This is a genomic window from Methylophilus flavus, from assembly GCF_042678905.1.
Taxonomy (GTDB): Bacteria; Pseudomonadota; Gammaproteobacteria; order Burkholderiales; family Methylophilaceae; genus Methylophilus; species Methylophilus flavus.
The window spans coordinates 1,873,948-1,892,941 of the sequence record NZ_JBHTLN010000001.1 but is presented as its reverse complement, the minus strand read 5'-3'; the positions used below and the strand labels follow the sequence as shown (position 1 = coordinate 1,892,941).

Annotated in this window: 17 protein-coding genes; 12 read left to right on the top strand and 5 right to left on the bottom strand. The window is 52.0% G+C overall.

Annotation, left to right across the window (positions count from 1 at the left end):
* The first annotated feature begins 232 nt into the window (after positions 1–232).
* The 3 genes from ACFQ2T_RS09235 to ACFQ2T_RS09225 all read left to right on the top strand — a co-directional run bounded on the left by ACFQ2T_RS09235 (position 233) and on the right by ACFQ2T_RS09225 (position 4,395).
* Positions 233–2,557, top strand: a complete 2,325-nt coding sequence (locus ACFQ2T_RS09235; protein ID WP_379033465.1) for an FdhF/YdeP family oxidoreductase — start codon at positions 233–235, stop codon at positions 2,555–2,557.
* Positions 2,547–2,867, top strand: a complete 321-nt coding sequence (locus tag ACFQ2T_RS09230) for a hypothetical protein (RefSeq protein WP_379033462.1) — start codon at positions 2,547–2,549, stop codon at positions 2,865–2,867. The genes ACFQ2T_RS09235 and ACFQ2T_RS09230 overlap by 11 nt, the downstream gene beginning before the upstream one ends.
* A gap of 91 nt (positions 2,868–2,958) precedes the next feature.
* Positions 2,959–4,395, top strand: coding sequence for an aminotransferase-like domain-containing protein (locus ACFQ2T_RS09225; RefSeq protein WP_379033950.1), 1,437 nt, complete (start codon positions 2,959–2,961; stop codon positions 4,393–4,395).
* A 79-nt stretch (positions 4,396–4,474) separates the two neighbouring features.
* Here the strand turns inward: ACFQ2T_RS09225 and pdxR are convergent, their stop codons facing one another.
* A complete protein-coding gene (gene pdxR / locus ACFQ2T_RS09220; RefSeq protein ID WP_379033459.1) occupies positions 4,475–5,941 on the bottom strand; it encodes a MocR-like pyridoxine biosynthesis transcription factor PdxR in 1,467 nt (488 codons plus the stop codon).
* A 193-nt stretch (positions 5,942–6,134) separates the two neighbouring features.
* On the opposite strand from pdxR, the gene ACFQ2T_RS09215 reads away from it, so the two are divergent.
* The 6 genes from ACFQ2T_RS09215 (at position 6,135) to ACFQ2T_RS09190 (ending at position 11,612) form a co-directional block, all read left to right on the top strand.
* Positions 6,135–7,184 carry an AAA family ATPase gene (locus ACFQ2T_RS09215; protein ID WP_379033456.1) on the top strand — a complete coding sequence of 350 codons (1,050 nt, stop codon included), beginning with the start codon at positions 6,135–6,137 and terminating at the stop codon, positions 7,182–7,184.
* Positions 7,185–7,192: 8 nt separating this feature from the next.
* Entirely contained in the window at positions 7,193–8,101 is a 909-nt protein-coding gene (locus ACFQ2T_RS09210) for a DUF58 domain-containing protein (RefSeq protein WP_379033453.1), read from the top strand.
* A 76-nt stretch (positions 8,102–8,177) separates the two neighbouring features.
* A complete protein-coding gene (locus ACFQ2T_RS09205; protein ID WP_379033451.1) occupies positions 8,178–9,125 on the top strand; it encodes a hypothetical protein in 948 nt (315 codons plus the stop codon).
* Positions 9,122–10,087 (top strand): vWA domain-containing protein, encoded by a 966-nt coding sequence (locus tag ACFQ2T_RS09200; RefSeq protein WP_379033448.1) that lies wholly within the window; start codon positions 9,122–9,124, stop codon positions 10,085–10,087. The genes ACFQ2T_RS09205 and ACFQ2T_RS09200 overlap by 4 nt, the downstream gene beginning before the upstream one ends.
* Positions 10,084–10,647, top strand: coding sequence for a hypothetical protein (locus tag ACFQ2T_RS09195; RefSeq protein WP_379033446.1), 564 nt, complete (start codon positions 10,084–10,086; stop codon positions 10,645–10,647). The genes ACFQ2T_RS09200 and ACFQ2T_RS09195 overlap by 4 nt, the downstream gene beginning before the upstream one ends.
* Positions 10,644–11,612, top strand: a complete 969-nt coding sequence (locus ACFQ2T_RS09190; RefSeq protein WP_379033443.1) for a vWA domain-containing protein — start codon at positions 10,644–10,646, stop codon at positions 11,610–11,612. Before ACFQ2T_RS09195 ends, ACFQ2T_RS09190 begins: the two co-directional genes overlap by 4 nt.
* A 126-nt stretch (positions 11,613–11,738) precedes the next feature.
* On the opposite strand, the gene ACFQ2T_RS09185 is transcribed toward ACFQ2T_RS09190, so the two are convergent.
* From ACFQ2T_RS09185 to ACFQ2T_RS09170, 4 genes are all read right to left on the bottom strand, one after another.
* Positions 11,739–12,875, bottom strand: coding sequence for a catalase family protein (locus tag ACFQ2T_RS09185; RefSeq protein WP_379033440.1), 1,137 nt, complete (start codon positions 12,873–12,875; stop codon positions 11,739–11,741).
* 181 nt (positions 12,876–13,056) lie between these two features.
* Complete coding sequence (locus ACFQ2T_RS09180) at positions 13,057–13,212, bottom strand: hypothetical protein (protein ID WP_379033437.1); 156 nt, start codon at positions 13,210–13,212, stop codon at positions 13,057–13,059.
* 263 nt (positions 13,213–13,475) lie between these two features.
* On the bottom strand, positions 13,476–14,105 hold the full coding sequence (ycaC, locus tag ACFQ2T_RS09175) for an isochorismate family cysteine hydrolase YcaC (protein ID WP_379033434.1): 630 nt from the start codon (positions 14,103–14,105) through the stop codon (positions 13,476–13,478).
* 64 nt (positions 14,106–14,169) lie between these two features.
* Positions 14,170–15,030, bottom strand: coding sequence for a pirin family protein (locus tag ACFQ2T_RS09170; protein ID WP_379033431.1), 861 nt, complete (start codon positions 15,028–15,030; stop codon positions 14,170–14,172).
* 113 nt (positions 15,031–15,143) lie between these two features.
* On the opposite strand from ACFQ2T_RS09170, the gene ACFQ2T_RS09165 reads away from it, so the two are divergent.
* From ACFQ2T_RS09165 to ACFQ2T_RS09155, 3 genes are all read left to right on the top strand, one after another.
* Positions 15,144–16,040 carry a LysR family transcriptional regulator gene (locus ACFQ2T_RS09165; protein ID WP_379033429.1) on the top strand — a complete coding sequence of 299 codons (897 nt, stop codon included), beginning with the start codon at positions 15,144–15,146 and terminating at the stop codon, positions 16,038–16,040.
* A 49-nt stretch (positions 16,041–16,089) separates the two neighbouring features.
* A complete protein-coding gene (locus ACFQ2T_RS09160) occupies positions 16,090–16,662 on the top strand; it encodes an antibiotic biosynthesis monooxygenase (RefSeq protein WP_379033426.1) in 573 nt (190 codons plus the stop codon).
* A 310-nt stretch (positions 16,663–16,972) separates the two neighbouring features.
* On the top strand, positions 16,973–18,922 hold the full coding sequence (locus ACFQ2T_RS09155) for a putative bifunctional diguanylate cyclase/phosphodiesterase (RefSeq protein WP_379033423.1): 1,950 nt from the start codon (positions 16,973–16,975) through the stop codon (positions 18,920–18,922).
* Positions 18,923–18,994: the final 72 nt, after the last annotated feature.

Below are 18,994 nucleotides of genomic sequence, written 5' to 3'. Positions count from 1 at the left end.
AATTGCTTGTTAATAAACTGTTTTCGGACATATTTAATTTTTCTTAAATATCAATATGTTGGAAATGCACATACAAAAATTGTGTCTGGTAACTGTACCCTAAAAATTCCACGCTTTTGTATCTGTTTTCCTTGCGCCTGCTCCATTACGATAGCTGTAATCCTCATTCCGTATTCATTCGCTGTTCTGCTTTAACCAGCCCCCAGCCTTTAACTGCAAGCAAGTAGGAAAAATGTCGCAACAAAAAGCTTCCATCAAGCCTTATCACCACCCTGCCGCCGGTTGGGGTGCGTTGAAGCAAGTGGCCGCGCAACTGGCGCTGCAGAAGATCCCTGTGAAGGGCATCATGACCTTGCTTGCGCAGAACCAGCCGGATGGCTTTGATTGCCCGGGTTGTGCCTGGCCGGACAAGGAACACACCTCTACGTTTGAATTTTGTGAAAACGGCGTAAAAGCGGTGGCTGCTGAAGCGACAGCCAAACGTACGCCACCTGCGTTTTTTGCCAAACACACAGTGACCGAGTTGATGGGGTGGAGCGATTTTGACCTGGAGAATGAAGGTCGCTTGACGCACCCGATGCGTTACAACGCTGCTACCGACAAATACGAGGAAATCTCCTGGGATGGTGCCTTTGAGCTGATGGCCGGGCACCTGAATGCATTAGCTGACCCTAACGAGGCGATTTTTTATACCTCTGGCCGCGCGGCCAATGAAGCGGCTTTTCTCTACCAGTTATTCGTGCGCGAATTCGGCACCAATAATTTTCCCGATTGTTCCAACCTTTGCCATGAATCCACCAGCATGGCCTTGCCGCCTACCGTGGGCATAGGCAAAGGCTCGGTGACTTTGCATGATTTTGAGCATGCCGACACCATACTGATCTTCGGCCAGAACCCGGCCACCAACCATCCGCGCATGCTGGGTGAGTTGCGCGAAGCGGCTAAACGCGGCGCACGCATTGTCGCCATCAACCCGTTGAAAGAGCGTGGCCTGGAGCGTTTTGCTGACCCGCAAAGCCCGTTCGATATGCTGTCTTTCAAAGGTAGCAAGATCAGTGACCTGTTTATCCAGCCGACACTGGGTGGTGACCTGGCGCTGGTCAAGGGCATGATCAAGTTCATCATCCAGTGGGATGACGAAGCGATCAGACAGGGCACAGAGCGGGTGGTGGACCTGGCGTTTATTGAACAGCACACCAACAATTTCGATACGATTGCCGAAGATGCGCGCCAGGAAAACTGGGACCTGATCGTTGCCGAATCCGGCGTGCCTTTGTCGCAGATCGAGGAAATCGCCCGTATTTATGCCACCGGTGACCGCGTGATCGCGACCTGGGGCATGGGCATCACCCAGCACAAGCATGGCGTGGCGACTATTAAAACGCTGGTCAACCTGATGTTGCTGCGTGGCAATATCGGCAAGGAAGGCGCTGGCCTGTGCCCGGTGCGCGGCCATAGTAATGTGCAGGGTAACCGCACGGTGGGCATTTACGAAAAGATGCCGGTCGAATTCCTGGAAAGCCTGGAACGTGTGTTTGACATCAAGGTGCCGAAAACACCAGGTTACGATGCGGTGGCTGCTATCCAGGCCATGATAGATGGTAAAGGCAAAGTATTCTTTGGCCTGGGTGGCAATTTCTCGATTGCGACGCCGGATACCGACCGTACCTGGGAGGGCATGCGCAAATGCGACCTGACTGCGCATGTGACGACCAAGCTGAACCGTAGCCATCTGGTGCACGGCAAGGATGCACTGATCCTGCCATGCCTGGGCCGTACCGAGATCGACACCCAGGAAACCGGCCCGCAAGGCGTGACCGTGGAAGATTCTATGAGCATGGTGCATGTCTCTTACGGCATCAACAAGCCTGCTTCGCCTTTGCTGCTTTCCGAGCCTGCCATTGTGGCGCGCCTGGCACATGCCACACTCAAGCACAGCAAAACGCCATGGCTGGAAGTGATCAAGGACTACAGCAAGATCCGCGACCTGATAGAGCAGACCATGCCGGTGGCATTCAGGGATTACAACGAGCGTATCAAGACGCCGGGTGGTTTCCGCATGCCGGTGCCTTCCAGCGAGCGCATCTGGAACACGCCTTCCGGCAAGGCTGAATTCACCGTGCAGGCTATCCCTAACCAATCGCCTATCCACCTGGCGCGTGAGCAATATGGTGACCGGCTGTTTGTCATGATGACCACCCGTTCGCACGACCAGTACAACACCACCATTTATGGCATGGATGACCGCTACCGTGGCGTGTTCGGTCAGCGCCGTGTGGTGTTTATGAACCCGCTGGACATTACGCGTATGGGTTTGGAGGACGGTGACTGGGTCAACCTGGTCAGTGTCTGGCAGGATGGTATCACCCGCCGTGCAGACAAGTTCCTGGTGGTGTCTTATGACATTCCGCAGGGTTGCCTGAGTGGCTATTACCCGGAAACCAATAACCTGGTGCCGCTGGAAAGTATCGCCGATGATTCGCGCACACCTACCTCTAAATCTATCCCGGTGATCCTTGAGAAAACCACTGCACCAGAGGTCGCCCGTGCTGCTTGATCATGATTATCTGAACACGCAGGAACCGGTAACAGAAGACTTTGCCGCTGACTATGCACCGCTGGACAGGAGCACAGTGCTGATGCTGAGTATCCTGGAGCTGTTGCATGCCGAGCACGCAGAAGGCCGCGCACAGGTATCGCTGGCGGTGATCTGCAAGCGGCTGGAGATCCGCATGAGTACAGTGCAGCGATTGATGACCGCACTGAACGAGCAGCAACTGGTGGACGTGTTCATGCAAAAGGACCGCCTGGTGGCGGCACTGACTGCGAGTGGCGAAGAGATTTCCCTGGTATTAAAAGCGGCCTAGGCCGATCTGACATTCAATGAGTAGAACGACAGCCGGGGCCAGGCTGACGTATAATGGAAAACACCTGAATTTCCTCCTCGCCTGGCCCACCATGAAGCTTTATGTCTCGTTTGCCGCCCGCATACGCGCAATGATCGATGAAGGCGTGTTGCGGCCGGGAGACAGGATTTTCTCGGTGCGGCAGGCCAGCCAGAAATATGGCCTCAGCATCAGCACCGTGTTGCGCAGCTATCTGCTGCTGGAACAGGAAGGCGTGATCAGCAGCCATCCGCAGTCAGGCTACTATGTCACCCTGCGCAAACGCCTGCAGCAAAAACACACCTCGCCGATTGCCAAAGATATCAACCTGTCTGAAGTCGACGCCAGCCGGCTGGTACTGACTACCCTAAAATCCATACGCGAATTCGGCACCGTGCCGCTAGGTTCGCCATTCCCTGACCCGCAACTGTTCCCGCTCAAGAAGATCCACCAGTATGAAAAGGCCCTGACTGATGACCAGGGCGAATGGGGCGTGCTGAGCGACCTGCCGCCCGGTAACGAAATGCTGCGCCAACAGATTGCGCGCCGCTACCTGGCCAATGGCATGGATGTGTCGCCGGACGATATTGTGATTACACATGGCGCGACCGAAGCTATCACGCTGTGCTTGCAGGCGGTGGCCAAGGCGGGCGATGTGATTGCCATGGAGTCGCCGGGGTATTACGCACTGGCGCACACGGTGGAACGCCTGGGTATGAAGGTCGCCGAGATCGCCACTGACCCGGAATCCGGCATAGACCTGGAAGCCTTGCGCGCCATCACTGGCCAGGTGCGCATTGCGGCCGTTATCCTCACCAGCAACTTCCAGAACCCGCTGGGTTTTGTGATGCCGGATGCCAAGAAACAGGCATTGGTGGCGTTTCTGGCAGAACAGCAGATCCCGCTGATTGAAGACGATGTCTACAGCGAGCTGTATTTCAGCGATGAGCCGCCATTACCTGCAAAAGCTTATGATAAAACTGGCATGGTGTTGCATTGCTCGTCGTTCTCCAAATCGCTGGCGCCCGGTTATCGTGTCGGCTGGACCACGGCTGGCCGCTATCGCCAGCAAGTGGAACAACTGATGTTCCTCAACAGCCTGTCGCTGACTTCGGCACCGCAGATCGCGATTGCCAAGTTCATGCAGCGCGACAGTTTCGAGCAACACCTCAAGCAATTACGGCATACCTTGCGTTCCAATTATGTGCTGATGCGTAACGTGATTGAACAAAGTTTCCCGCCAGGCACGCAGCTTTCAGTGCCAAAAGGCGGGTACGTGATCTGGGTCAAACTGCCGCCAGCGCTGGATGCACTCACCCTGTACAGGGCCGCCATCGACAACGGCATCACCGTCGCGCCTGGCACCATCTTTTCCCTCAAAAAAGACCTTACCCATTATATTCGGCTGAATTTCAGCCATCTGTGGACCCTGGCCATTGAGCAGGCGGTGCGGGATGTGGGTGCGATTGCCTGCGATATGCTGTCATCCGGACAATCGCCTCGCGAATAAAGCGCTCCGAAGCGGATCACTTGTTTTTCTTGATGTTGGGCAGCAGGCAACTATAAAATCTTTTTTCTTTCAATATGCGCTACAACGCTGTTTGAAAAGCCGTTCTTAAAGCTAATACACCCTGCTCTAATTCCGTAATCGTCAAGCTGCCAAATCCCAATCGGATCGCGTGGACGCTGTGCGCTGACTCCGAAAACAGGGTGCCGGGCAGGATACGCACTTTGTGTTTTAACGCCTGTTCCGCCACTTTTTCTACATCTATACCTTCCTTCAGGCGTAGCCAGATAGCGAGGCCACCGTCCGGCGCGTCGAAGGTTACATATTCTCTGAGTTCTTTTTTGACCAGTGCAATCAGCAGGTTACGGCGTTCGTTATAGACCTTGAACGTGCGGCGGATATGGCGCTTGATCTCGCCGGAATCCATGAGTTCGGCCACCGCCAGTTCAGTGATGGAATTACCTTGCCGGTCTATCAGCATGACTTCTTTGGCACACCGGTCAATCAGGCCTGGCGTGGCCACCAAGTAACCGACGCGTAAACCGGGAGCGAGCACTTTGGAAAGGGAGCCGACGTACATCACACGGCCACCGTGATTGGTGCTGGCCAGCGGAAACACCGGGTGGTGCGAGAAGTGGAATTCGTGGTCGTAATCGTCTTCTACGATGGTGAAATCATATTGTTCGGCCAGCATCAGCAGTTTCAGGCGCCGCTCGGCAGTCATGATCACGGTGGTGGGAAACTGGTGGTGCGGTGTGACGTAAATGGCGCGTATCGTGTGCTGCTTGCAAAGCTTTTCCAGCGCCACCACATCAATGCCATGTTTATCCTGCCCCACAGTGAGGATATTTGCGCCGCAAGACCGGAATGCTTCTTTGGCCGCGGGGTAACTGAGCTGTTCCACCACGATATGGTCACCAGGCCGCGTCAGCACGCGTGCCGCCAGGAAAATACCCATCTGGCTGCCGCGCGCGATACAGATCTGGTCTATAGCTACACTCAGGCCTCTTTCCATATTCAGCATGGTGGCGATGGATTGCCGCAGCGCCAGTGTGCCACGCGGGTCGCCGTAACCCAGGCTTTTGCCTTTGCTGGAGCCGATCAAGGCATGGCGGAAAGCACGCGACAGGATATTGAACGGGATCAGCCGCGAATCGGGGATGCCGTCATTAAAGTCTATGACGCCATCTACCGGCGACTGGTAACTCAGCAGCGGATGGCTGGTCGCTTCCACCACATTGGCCGGTTGTTTGCTGGTTTTAGAGGTTTGCGGCTGGGCGTTGAAGTTGGGCAGGTTCGCGGAAACGAACGAACCTCGACGTTGTTCGGACACCAGCCAGCCCTGGGCGATCAGTTCATCATAAGCCAGGATCACGGTTTTGCGGTTCACCTGCAGTTTTTCGGCCAGTTCCCGCGTGCCTGGCATGGCAGTGGAAGGCGCTAAACGCCCGCGCTGGATCTCTTCCATGATCTGCTGCGCAATCTGTAAATAGACCGGCAAGCCCGAGGTATCGGTAATGGTTAATTTCAGACTCCATGAACGTAGCATTTTTCACGTCTCCACCCATCTTGAAAAACTCCAAACGACGGGAAAAAATCCCTTTTATTTATCGTCAATCTGGACTATGTAACCTTCACTATATCGCATAATCAACTGGACCAGCAAAGTTCTCAAAACTGGAGGATTGTGGACTAGTTACATTCTGTTACATTTTTGAAACATTCTATTAAAGGAAAGATTCATGTCCGCTTCATTAGATATTCAATTGGCAGATTGGCGTAACCATGCACTGAACCTGGAAAAGCAGGTCAACCAGGTGATCGTAGGACAGAGCAAAGCCATTCGTTTGATGAACATTGCGATTTTTGCACGCGGGCATGTGTTGCTGGATGGCGGCGTCGGTGTCGGTAAGACCACCCTGCTGCAATCAATTGCGCGCGGTATCGGTGGCGCTTACGAGCGGATCGAAGGCACGGTGGACTTGATGCCGAATGACCTGATTTACCACACCTTCCTCGGCCCGGATGGCAGGCCGCAGATCGATGAAGGCCCGTTGTTGCGTGCAGGTGAAAACTTGTCGGTGTTTTTCTTTAACGAGATCAACCGTGCCCGGCCGCAAGTGCATGCGCTGATGTTACGTGTAATGGCCGAGCGCCATATCAGCGCGTTCAAAAAAGAATACCGCATGCCGCACATGATCGTGTTTGCCGACCGTAACCAGGTGGAAAAGAACGAGACGTTTGAAATCCCGTCTGCCGCGCGTGACCGCTTTATGATGGAGATCCCGATCGAGATTCCGTCTGACCGCGAGCTGAAAAAGTCACTGGTATTCAATACCAAGTTCCAGCATGCCGAGAAACTGACGCAGCAGGTGGAGAGCGACATCCTCAAATTCGACCAGTTGAATGCATTTTCTGAGCAGCTGCAAGACCACATTAAATCCAGCGACGTGCTGGAAGAGTACACCATGGATCTGTGGGATGCGACACAGCATCCGGAGAAATTTGGCGTGACCATGGACAGCGTGGATGTCGGCCGTGTGATCCAGACCGGCGCCAGCCCGCGTGGCATGGGCATGCTGATGAAAGCGGCGCGTGTGAATGCCTGGCTGAATGGCCGTGACAGTTTGTACCCGGAAGATATCCATGCCGTGTTCCACGAAGTGATCTCGCACCGACTGGTGTTCAACGCGGCCTATGAAAACCGCAGGACGGCACTGGCACGTGAGCTGACCACCAATATCATCCGCACGCTTGCGGTGCCTAGCCTGACATTCAGTAAAGCAGCTTAAGCCAGCCAATGATACGTTCATTCATTAAAAAGGCTGACAAGCAGCCGTCTGAGCTGCACGAGGATGACAGCTATGCGCGGCCATTCGAGTATGTGATCGGCTGGAAATCCGACAGCATACAGCTGGGTGACCATGCCGGTACGCAGCGCGGCCTGGGTTCGGATTACCGCGGCACCGTCAACCTGGTCGATTACCCGGATGCCAGGCGCATGGATATACGCCAGACCATACGCGACCCGTTTGAGCAGGTGCAGGTACGGCAGTTCAACCAGGACAGCACCACGCCGATTTATGCCGTGTGCGACCTGTCCAGTTCCATGCAGTTTCGCGGGCGCATGCGCAAGCTGGATATCGCAATTGAAATCGCCACGGCGGTGGCCAATTCGGCTTCTCACGCGGGTGACCTGTTCGGTTTTATCGGTTACAACCAGCAGGTGATCGAAGACTTTACCTTGCCGTTAAGCCGCAATTTGCACCAGAGCAAAGCCGCCATTGCCTTGCTGCAGGATTACCAGCATTTGCGCATAGGGGTGGAGGGCGTGACGGATGTGCCTAACTTTCTCGGCCAGACGCGTGCGCTGGTGTTCTGGATTTCAGATTTCCATATGCCATTGAACGTGATCGAAAAAACCTTGCTGGCGATGTCGGCACATAAAGTGATCCCTATCGTGCTGTGGGACGATGAGGAATACAAAAAGCTGCCCAAGTTCGGTTTTGGCACCATGATAGACCTGGAAACCGGACTCAACCGCACCCTGTTTTTCCGTAGCGAAGTGAAGGCCAAATTCCTGGATGCGTTTAATGCACGCAGGCATGCATTGGAAGCTTTGTTTTTGCGCTTTGATAGCCCGGCGCTGTTCATGCACGGTGACTACCGGCCAGAGCTGTTGACGCATTATTTTGAACAAGCCATGTGATTACAGCGTGAACAAGCACAGAGTGACAACCCGTTAAATAAGCGAATATACAACTATGCTAAAACAGAGATCAAACATGACCAGCCGCAAGGCGCTGCAACGCCTGGTGCTGGTCGCCAGCGTATTATTCACGGCCAATGCCGCGATGGCGGAGGATGCAGCATCACCTGCGAATAAGTCGGCACCAGTGTTAACCGTAACTAATCCGCCATCCAGCAATGGCGTGCACATAGGCGATGTGTTGAGCAGGACGGTGGTGGTAGATGCGCCAACAGCGTATGCACTGGCCGACAATGCCCTGCCCAAAAAAGGCAGCAAGCATGACGGCATTGAGTTGGTCGATGTGGCGTTACAAACCAGGCCGCAATCCGACCACACTCAATACACCCTGCAACTCAGCTACCAGGTATTTGCTGTCAGCACTTACCCGAGTGTGATGCAGTTACCCGCTGAAAAAATCGTATTCACCGGTGCGAATGCAGCCACTGTTGAAGTGCCTGCCTGGGGCTTCTGGTTTTCGCCGCTGGTCACCGGCGGCAGTGCGACGACCAGGAAAAACCTCCTGCCGGAATTTAAAACGCCACTTATTAATAGCAATGCCGATCAGCAACGCTTAGGGCTGTTCCTGACCTTATTCATTGCCAGCCTGGCGGCGCTGCTATATATCAATGCCGATGGTCACTGGTTACCGTTTATGGGCGGCGCGTTTGCCCGTGCACATCGCCAGCTCAAGCGCCTGGCAAAATCATCCAAACCAAAAACGGCGGTGGAAGAGAAAAAAGCACTTGTGTATCTGCACCAGGCCTTTAACCAGCATTACGGCGCGAACATTTTTGCGCGCGATATCGAGGAGTTTGTGAGTTTGCGCCCGGGCTTTAAGGGCATGCAAAGCGAGATCACGCAATTTTTTGAAGCGTCCAATCAATCCCTGTATGACGTAAAACCCCGTGACAGCCGCCAGGTGATTGCGCAACTGGTGCAACTCAGCAAGCAGCTGCGTGACTGCGAGCGGGGCGTGGCATGATTATTCTGCATCCGTGGGCATTTGTGCTGTTGCCGGTTGCGTTGCTGCCATTCTGGTTGAAAGGCCATCAGGGCCAGCATTACAGCTGGCTGGATATCGTGCCCGAAGACCTGTTTTCTGACCGGCTCAACCTGGCAGTCAAAGCTATCATGTCATTGCTGTTGCTGAGCATCGTCATTGCGCTGGCGTCTCCGAGAGGCTCGGATGAGCAGGTGCCTAAGGTAGGCAAGGGCGCGCAAACGGTGATGGTGATAGACCGCAGCGTGAGCATGGATCATCCGTTTGCCGGTGACTCTTCCGGGCATGTGGCGGAAATCAAATCCGCCACCGCGCGCCGAATCATTACCCAGTTTATCGATTCCCGTCCGAACGACATGATGGGCGTGGTCGGCTTCACCAACTCGGCACTTTACGGCATCAAGATCACCACCAACCGTGACGCAATCCATGCCGCGATCGTGGCGGCGACCAGTCCGTCTTTAAACCAGACCAATATCGGTGCCGGGCTAACGGAAGCGGTCGGCCTGTTCGACAATATCCAGAGTTCCGGCTCGCGCGCAGTGATCCTGCTGTCCGATGGTGCGGGCAAGCTGAGCCCACGGGTCAAGTTTCTGCTGAGTGAACGCCTGAAAAGCCGCAAGTTGAGTATCTACTGGATCATGCTGCGCGAACCGGGTGAGGCCAGTATTTTCTCTAAAGAAGAATACGATGAAGGCCGCACGCCCAACTCTATCGTGCTGCATAAATACTTCCAGTCACTGGGGCTGAAATACAAGGCTTATGAAGCCGACAATCCGGAAACCTTGCAATCGGCGATCAATGACATCGATTCACGTGAAAAAAAGGTCATTAAATATAACGAAACCATCGCCGGTTTTGATTATTCCAAAATCTTTGTGATCAGTGCGCTGGTGTTGGTGTTGTTGATCCTGGGCATTAAAAATTTGAGGGTGTATGAATGAAAAACCATATAACGCGCAAAAACCAGGTGTTAGGTTTATTGCTGGCAGTCGGCTTGGTCGGCAGTGTGTACGAAGGTTTCCAGGTCAGTAACATTGCCGCGGTCAATAGCATTCTGCAAGCGGGCGAAGTGCTGGAAGGGGACCAGTTTCCATTCCACCGCAAATTTGCCGATGCCTACCAGCAAGGTAAAACCGGCAACTTCAAGCATGCCAGCCAGAATTTCGGCCAGCTGCTGGAAGCACCAAAAAAACAGGATGAGCATGTTTTCGAGCCTGACCAGAACCTGAAATCGCAGATTCAATTCAATATCGCTAACCACCTGTTCCGTTCAGGCTTGCAACGACTGGTAGAAGCCGATGGCTCACTCCAGGAACAGGCCAAGTTCGATTACCTGCAGGCGCGCGCTTCCTACGAGCAGGCGCTCAGATTAAATCCGGCCAATCAGGCAGCCAAATTCAATTTGAGTTTATTGCACGGTGTGATTCCCAAACATATTAAAACCGTGCCGCAGGATCCTTCCGGCCTGGAAATCAGCAATTTGCCACAGGGTTTACCATGAAGCGACTGTATAACCGCCTGAAAGAAAACTACGAAACTGTCTTTTTGCTAGGTGCGGCAGTTTTCCTGGTATTAGCGTTGGTAAAGCCCGAAATCCAGCTCAAGCAGGAAGTGCATAACTATCTGCTGCTGGCCGATATCTCGCAGAGTATGAATGCTGAAGATATGAAAATCGGTGATAAGCCAGCGACACGGTTAGCCTATACCCAGCATCTGATGAAACAGGTGGTGAAGACTTCGCCTTGCGGCACCTATGTCAGTGTTGGGGTATTTGCTGCTGAAAATGTCGCCCTGTTATTTATGCCACTGGAAGTATGCGCTAACTTCGATATCATCACCGATAGCATTAATCACCTGGAATGGCGCATGGCCTGGAGTGGTAACAGCCGTATGACGTTTGGCGTGAAAGCGGCGGAAGCCACGTTCGATTACCTGAATATCCCGGCGCAAATGCTGTTTTTTACCGATGGCGATGAAGCCCCGAAAGCCAATGGTATTAACAAGCTGGATATCAGTGATGTGCGCATAGGCAAGAATGTGATTTTTGTTGGCGTCGGCGGCACTCAGCCTTCACCCATCAAGCGCTTTAATGCCAATAACAAGTTTATCGGTTACTGGGGAACAGATGCCGCTGCTGAAAGCGCGGGTGGCGGTGTCAATTACAATGACGCCAGTAAAGACGACCCGGACCCGCCGGTGGCTTATGCCGAGTTTGACCGTTATTTATCCAGCCAGGATGTAGAGCATTTGAAAGAACTGGCGTCAGATATCAAAGGCCAATATATTGAAGGTGTGGATCAGGCTGCGTTTTATGAGTTTGTGCAATCGCAAACACCGGCAGCAAAATTTGTGACCAGTTATTCAGTGAAGTGGTTGTTCCTGACCCTGGCTGCACTGATGGTCATTGCGACTTATATTCCAGATCTGCTGGCATATCGTACCCGCTACCGCAATCTGGCCAGATAGGCGTTGGCATAAACTGACCAAAGATTAGGGAAGCCGGTAATAGCTTTCAACCAAAAATAGATAAAAAAACGGCAACCCTGGTTGCCGTTTTTTTGCTGATCCGCACAATTCATCTTGATAAGTGAGTCAGCATAAATCATCTAGATCCGTAGGTTCAGGAATGCCTTTTCCATTCGACATCGCGTTGGCATGTTTGGACATTTCATAAGTGATCTTGCGCAATCGCATGACTGATCCCAAAGGCCGGTGCGATTTTATGCCATGCCAGGGCGAAAACATCATGCCGTTATCAACCACTTGCGAACGATAAGGGCTCCAGGCGATTTGCGGTTTAGCGGTGATTTTTGCTACCGGCAAATAGGGCGACGCATCTTCTGACCAGATCACCGAGGAATCTTCTATCGGCATTTTGTTGATATCGGTGCACAGCTGTACGCGCAACTCCCATTCGGCTGTGTGCGTTATAAAAAAATCGACCACCGATTTTTTCAGGCTATCCGAAGCAAAGCTGACATCTATAGGCTTATTGGTTAAGGCGATCAGTGAAGGTGCAATCGGCACCAGCGCAACTTTGGCCATGTAGTTACCGTACAGGATAGGGTCCTGGCTAAAGTAGGTTTCCCCTAGAATATTGGTTTCCGGCTGTCCTTCGTTATTCAGCAGTCTTTCACGGCCGCCGCTGAGTGATGCGATCAGCTTGGACGTAGCCTGCAATATCTGGTCGAGAAACCGCTTGAACTCTGGTGTGTTATCGGTGTTGGCGAGTAGCTTCAGGTTGGACAAAAATTGCTGCACGCTGGAAGACAAAAAGCTGGAACCGTTCACGAATAAAAAATTTTGTGTGCAGGCTTCTTCACTGCCGGTCAGTCTTTCGCCTTCAACGCCCAGGATCTTGATTGCCAGGCTACGCGGAGTACATAGCTTGTCATTGAGGATATCGCCAGGTACGGTAGAAAAACGCATGACCATAGGCAATTTTTTTGGCGTTGCAAACATCCCTTGTGCCAGATGTCCGGGCAGATTGTCGTAAATCTCCAACTCGGCATAAATCAGCCCATGACTTTTGGCATGTACGCTACGCGTGGAATAAGCGGAGTGACGGTTTGTTGTTTCTGAAATTTTACGCAGGGTCTGCTGCAGATTTTCCTTGCGCCTGGTTTTGCTCTCTTCCCGTACTTCATCAGCCATGACCTGCTCATCAAGCACTTCATAGCCCGGATGATATTCGAGAGGCGAAATTCTTTTGTCCACGGCCGGTTGCATATACACCCCCACTTCCCATACCCAAGTGTGTTATTGACAAACCCACTTGTTATTTACATTTTAGATAAAACATAAAAGCCATTCATCGAAGGACTGAAAATATTGATGCCGTAGTTCAGGGGCTCAGTTTGTAAGTGTCCCTGTAAAAATACGCACTTCTGACCTCATACATTTTCAATGCTTAAGACGCTTTAGTTTCGCCAGCACGTTTTCTTTGCTTGTTCACAATCCTGGCGGCAACTTCTTCTTCACGGCCCGGGTATCGGTGATCTTTTTTGAATTCGGTCTTTAAGGCCAGGTATTCACGTTCACGCTTGGGGTTTGATCCACTGGGCATTTGAATACTCCTTAAACAAATTCAGGTGAGTGCAAACGGCAGCCGCTAAGGCTGCCGTGTGTCTGGTTGTGAAAGTGAATTCAAAATTCATTTCAAACGCGACAATTGCAGGTTACGCTTTAAATTGTAAATTTTTAATAAGGATTTTTCTTATTGTTTTGTAGGAATTTCTTTATATCAATATATTTAGCTACGACACTATTTAATACAAAATACCCGTTAATACAAAAGACCCGGAAGAGGGCCTTTTGTTTCAGTAGCTGTTATTTGGCTTGCAAGCTATTGTAGGCAGTCATCAGGTTGCGGTAATCAGGGATATGGTTGGCGCATAATGCACCCAGGCCCTCAATATCGTTGCGCCAGTCGCGATGCAGTTCGCAGGCCACGCCAAACCAGGTCATCATCTGCGCACCGGCGGCTTCCATGCGGCGCCACGCTGCATCGCGAGTCAGCTCGTTAAAGGTGCCGGAGGCATCGCCGACGACAAACACTTCAAAGCCTTCTTCAATGGCCGATAATGCCGGGAAAGCCACGCATACTTCGGTCACCACCCCAGCGATGATCAGCTGCTTCTTGCCGGTGGCTTTGATCGCCTTGACGAAATCTTCGTTATCCCAGGCATTGATCTGGCCGGGGCGGGCGATGTAGGGTGCATCAGGAAACAAGGCTTTTAACTCCGGCATTAACGGGCCATTGGGGCCGGTTTCGAAGCTGGTGGTGAGTATGGTCGGCAAGTTAAAAAACTTGGCTGCATCCGCCAGCGCCAGCACGTTGTTCTTGAAACGGTCCGGCTCGATATCGCGTACCAGCGATAACAAGCCGGCCTGATGGTCAACCAGCAGTACCACAGCATTGTCACGGTCCAGGCGTACGTAAGGTTTGTTGTTGCTCATGATAAATCCTCTCAAAAATATAGTTTTAGTGTGAAACGTCAGTTAAAAAGCTTGGTTAAGGGTGTTAAGCAGTCGCAAAACGGCCCAGGTTGTAGTCATTAATGGCCTGGTCTATCTCTTCCCATGTGTTCATCACAAACGGGCCATGGCCAACGACTGGTTCATTCAATGGTTCACCATTCAACAACAGCAACACGGTGTCCTGTTGTGCCTGCAATACCAGTTCGGACCCTTCGCGTTGCATTACGGCCAGTTCTGAAGGACGGATGGTATGCACACTGCCGGTTTTCACTGCGCCTTTAAGTACGAAAATGGCAGTGGTATGGCCTTCTGGCAAATTGAATACAGTGCGGGTACCAGCATTCAAACGTACATCCCATACATTCATGGTGCTGAAGGTTTTGGCCGGGCCGGCTTGTCCGGCATATTCACCGGCAATCACCCGTACCAGGCCTGCTTCATCCGGTAATGCCACTTCCGGGATATCCGCTTTGGTAATGCCCTGGTAACCTGGCTGTGTCAGTTTGTCTTTGGCAGGCAAGTTCACCCATAACTGGATCATTTCAAACGGACCGCCATTTTTCGCATAGTCATCGCCGTGATATTCCTCATGAATGATGCCTTTACCAGCGGTCATCCACTGCACTTCGCCAGGACCGATGGTGCCGCCGGCATTGGTCGAGTCATGGTGTGAAACCTGGCCGTCGTAAACGATGGTCACCGTTTCAAAGCCACGGTGAGGGTGTTGTCCTACACCACGACGCTGTTCGGTCGGCTCGAAGCGGGCAGGACCTGCGTAATCCATCAGCAGGAATGGGGACATTTCTTCCGCGATATCCCTGTAGGAAAAAATGCTCTGTACAGGAAAGCCATCACCTACCCAGTGATTGCCATTGCTGCGTTTGATAAAAGCCAGTTTTTTCATGATGCGCTCCTTGTGTTTTCATGTCGTGTTGCGATGGTTCACACTATAAACACATGACTTTTAGTGCACTAGATGGTTAAATGTGAAATTACTTTTCATTTAATTGAACAATCATGGATTTCAACGAGGCCGCCGTATTCGTCAAAGTGGTACAGGCGGGAAGTTTCAGTGCGGCTGCCCGTCAGCTGGCGTTGCCGACCTCCACTATCAGTACACGCGTAGCACGGCTTGAGAAAAGGCTGGGCGTTACCTTGCTGCAACGCACCACCAGACGATTGCATCTGACCGAAGCAGGGACGCTTTATTTTGAGCAGGCATCTATTGGTTTGGGATATTTGCTGGAAGCTGAAGCTGCACTCGATGCTGCCCGGCTACAACCACAAGGCATTTTGAAAGTCACCGCACCTGCCGATCTGGGCGATGCTTTACTGGCGGGGCTGGTGAAGCGTGTGCAAACTGAATTTCCCGACTTGGTGGTGGAGATGTTATTAACCGACCGCTACATAGACCTGATCGCAGAAGGCGTGGATGTGGCGATCCGCACCGGCGAATTACGTGATTCCAGTCTGATTGCAAAATCATTGGGGTCTATTCAATGGGCTTTATTCGCCAGCCCGCAATATTTGCAGCAGGCGCCGGCACTGGAAGCACCGCCACATTTGCATGCGCACACTTGCCTGCAATTTACGCCTATGGGCCGCGAGCAATGGTTACTCAGCAATGAACATAGTCAAATAAGCGTACCCATGAGCGGCCGCACCCTGGTGAACAGTATTGGCGTGATCAAGGCAATGGCCGAAAACGGGCAGGGCGTAGCTTTGTTACCTACTTTCATCTGCCAGCCTGCACAGCGTAGTCAGCAACTGGTACGGGTATTGCCTGGCTGGCTGGGGCGTGCGGATGCGGTACACCTTGTTTATCCGCAGCAACGTTTTATGCCACCAAAATTACGCGCCTTTATAGAGGTGGCGGTAGCAGAATTAAAAACACAGTTTAAAGAAGCGCCCTGATAATGGCGCTCAAAGCGCTAGCTTTAAAATATAAGAAAGGACCTCAAACATGAGCCAGCAAGATTCCATCAGCATGCAACATGGTGCCAGTGCCATCATTACCCATCGCGTCAGTGAAGCGCAGCAGGCAGCTTATGAACAATGGCTGGAAGAGATCGGCCCTGCCTGCCGTGCTTCGCAAGGCGCGCTGGACTGGCATTTGATACGCCCGATTGCTGGCTACTCGGATACTTATTCGGTGATTATCCGTTATGACAGTGAACACAACCTGCAGCAATGGATGGCATCACCCGACAGGCAACAACTGATTGCCAAAATTGAACACATATTGAGCGCCAAAGACAGTTACCAGATTAAAAGCGGCCTGGATTTCCTGTTCGTGCCGGAAGCGGCCAAAGCGTTAGTACCCGTGCGCTGGAAGCAATTTTTAATGACCTGGTCAGCCATTTTTCCGCTGGTAAGTTTGGTCTCCCTAGGGATGATACCGCTCATGGATAAAGTCGGTTTTCCGCAAATTTACCTGTTACATACACTGGTGATCACCGGTGTAGTGGTCATGCTGATGGTCTATGTCGTGATGCCCCGTTATGCAAAATTAATGAGAAACTGGTTGCATCGCTAACTGGGCCTGTTAATACTATGTCAGTTGCCGCTGCTGGGAATATAACCAAACTCCACTTTTCACGCCTTGATAGCACGCATGCCAGATTGCCACATTGACAATTGAAATAGCGTTAACAGGCCCTGGCGTGTCTTATTTAAACCAATTTTGATTTAATCTTTCTCAAAACTCCCCCGGAATAGTGTTTTTGAGTATTTTTTGGCGCATGATCTAAACATGAATGTCTGGCTATCAATACCTAGGCATCAATTAAAGTGTAGAGCCGAAATCACCGTTGAATAATACATAACTACACTCAGGGGGTCGCGAGTTGGATACAGCGGCGGAATCAGCAGCATTAAACGCAGAAATTGTGGAAATGCTGTATGCGAATAACCGTAGATCACTGATGGCTGCCATCGTGGTCATGGCCGCGCTGTTAGTCACGCAATTTCACCTGATTAATCCCGCCATTCTTGTCACCTGGTCTGTCATTTTCCTGAGTGCTTATGGCAGTCGTGGCTATCTTACCTTCAAGTATTACAGGGATCAGCGGCGTGCAGCGCATAGCCCACGCTGGTTGCAATGGTTCCGTTTCAACACCGGCTTTTGCGGGCTGGCCTGGGGTCTGGCCGGTATATTATTGTTCCCCGAAGCAGCGCCGGCCAACCAGGCTTTCCTTATTTTTGCACTGGTTGGGGTGTCGGGTGCCGGTATCATTATCTATTCGGTAGATAGCCTCACTACCAACCTGTTCACCGGCGGCATCCTGGTATTTATGATTCCGCGGTTTCTTACGCATGGCACTTCAGTGTCTATCGCGTTGGCGGTGCTGTTCATCGTGTATGTGGTTTACGTGACGGTGGCCGGGCAGGCGCTGGCCAAAAGCCTGCGTGAGAATATCTCGTTACGCATCACTTCCAACCTCGATAACAAAAAAGTCCACCAGCTGGCCTATTATGATTTCCTGACCGGACTACCTAACCGCCGGCTGTTGTCAGACCGCTTGCAACAGGCGTTTGCACGGTGTGACCGCAGCCAGTCGTTTGGCGCAGTATTATCCCTGGACCTGAATAATTTCAAGGGACTGAATGACAGTATGGGTCACCAGGCTGGCGATGAACTGTTACAGCAGGTGGCTAACCGGTTGCAACAGTGCCTGCGCAAAAAAGACACCATTGCGCGTATGGGTGGTGACGAGTTTATCGCTGTGCTGGATGAGCTTGGCACTGATAAAACCGATGCCAACAAGGCTGCCCAGATAGCGGCCGAAAAAATGATGGCCATATTTACCGAGCCTTTCCAGTTGCAGCAGAGCAGATACCGCACCACGCCCAGTATAGGCATCTGCCTGTTTCACGGTGATGGTTCCAGTGAAGAAGAGGTATTGCGGCGCGCGGATATCGCCATGTACCAGGCAAAAAAGTCGGATAACCTGAACTGTATCCGTATGTATGATGAAGCGCTGCATCCGGCGATTGAAATGCGTGCCACGCTGGAAAATGACCTGGCATTTGCTTTGCAAGGTAATCAATTGCGCCTGTATTTCCAGGTGCAGGTCGATGAAGCGCTGAAAGCGGTGGGCGCTGAAGTACTATTGCGCTGGCAGCATCCGAGCCTGGGCATGATTGCGCCCGACCAGTTCATCCCGATTGCAGAAGATACCGGGGAAATCGTGCCTATAGGCCAATGGGTGCTTGAGCAGGCCTGCCAGCAGCTCAGGCAGTGGGCAGAAATACCGGTCATGAATGCGCTGACACTTTCAGTGAATGTAAGCGCAGTGCAATTCAACCAGCCTGATTTTGTGCAAATGGTAAGAGATACCGTGTTGCGTAGTGGTTGTGACCCGCACCTGGTGCGGCTGGAACTGACTGAAAGCCTGATGGTGCGCAATGTGGAAGAAATCATCATGAAAATACATGCACTCAAACCATTGGGCATGACGTTTTCGCTGGATGACTTCGGTACCGGCCAATCTTCGTTATCAGTGTTGAAACGGCTGCCGCTGGATGAGCTGAAAATTGATAAAAGCTTCATCAAGGATATCCAGCACAATACTTATGATAGTTTTATTGTAGAAACCATCATCAATATGGCGAAAAACCTGGGCCAGACGGTGATTGCCGAAGGCGTTGAATTACAGCAGCAGCAGGCGATCCTGCAAGCCAAAGGTTGCCGGCTGTTCCAGGGGTATTTGTACAGCCGGCCATTGGCGTTAGCTGAATTTGAGGCAGCCTTGCAGGCAGGGATAGTCGCTAACGCAGCATCTGGCCATGCGTAGGCACTCGATAAGCAGACCGGGATACTGCCCGAGGTAAAATCCAGGGCAGCATGCACTGCACAATTTAAAACA

Excerpts from the sequence above, each read along its gene's own strand:
- ACFQ2T_RS09225 (WP_379033950.1), top strand. The coding sequence starts at position 2,959 with ATGAAGCTTTATGTCTCGTTTGCCGCCCGCATACGCGCAATGATCGAT.
- ACFQ2T_RS09205 (WP_379033451.1), top strand. The coding sequence starts at position 8,178 with ATGACCAGCCGCAAGGCGCTGCAACGCCTGGTGCTGGTCGCCAGCGTA.
- ycaC (WP_379033434.1), bottom strand. The coding sequence starts at position 14,105 with ATGAGCAACAACAAACCTTACGTACGCCTGGACCGTGACAATGCTGTG.
- ACFQ2T_RS09200 (WP_379033448.1), top strand. The coding sequence starts at position 9,122 with ATGATTATTCTGCATCCGTGGGCATTTGTGCTGTTGCCGGTTGCGTTG.
- ACFQ2T_RS09190 (WP_379033443.1), top strand. The coding sequence starts at position 10,644 with ATGAAGCGACTGTATAACCGCCTGAAAGAAAACTACGAAACTGTCTTT.
- ACFQ2T_RS09235 (WP_379033465.1), top strand. The coding sequence starts at position 233 with ATGTCGCAACAAAAAGCTTCCATCAAGCCTTATCACCACCCTGCCGCC.
- pdxR (WP_379033459.1), bottom strand. The coding sequence starts at position 5,941 with ATGCTACGTTCATGGAGTCTGAAATTAACCATTACCGATACCTCGGGC.
- ACFQ2T_RS09195 (WP_379033446.1), top strand. The coding sequence starts at position 10,084 with ATGAAAAACCATATAACGCGCAAAAACCAGGTGTTAGGTTTATTGCTG.
- ACFQ2T_RS09165 (WP_379033429.1), top strand. The coding sequence starts at position 15,144 with ATGGATTTCAACGAGGCCGCCGTATTCGTCAAAGTGGTACAGGCGGGA.
- ACFQ2T_RS09185 (WP_379033440.1), bottom strand. The coding sequence starts at position 12,875 with ATGCAACCGGCCGTGGACAAAAGAATTTCGCCTCTCGAATATCATCCG.
- ACFQ2T_RS09170 (WP_379033431.1), bottom strand. The coding sequence starts at position 15,030 with ATGAAAAAACTGGCTTTTATCAAACGCAGCAATGGCAATCACTGGGTA.
- ACFQ2T_RS09160 (WP_379033426.1), top strand. The coding sequence starts at position 16,090 with ATGAGCCAGCAAGATTCCATCAGCATGCAACATGGTGCCAGTGCCATC.
- ACFQ2T_RS09215 (WP_379033456.1), top strand. The coding sequence starts at position 6,135 with ATGTCCGCTTCATTAGATATTCAATTGGCAGATTGGCGTAACCATGCA.
- ACFQ2T_RS09180 (WP_379033437.1), bottom strand. The coding sequence starts at position 13,212 with ATGCCCAGTGGATCAAACCCCAAGCGTGAACGTGAATACCTGGCCTTA.
- ACFQ2T_RS09210 (WP_379033453.1), top strand. The coding sequence starts at position 7,193 with ATGATACGTTCATTCATTAAAAAGGCTGACAAGCAGCCGTCTGAGCTG.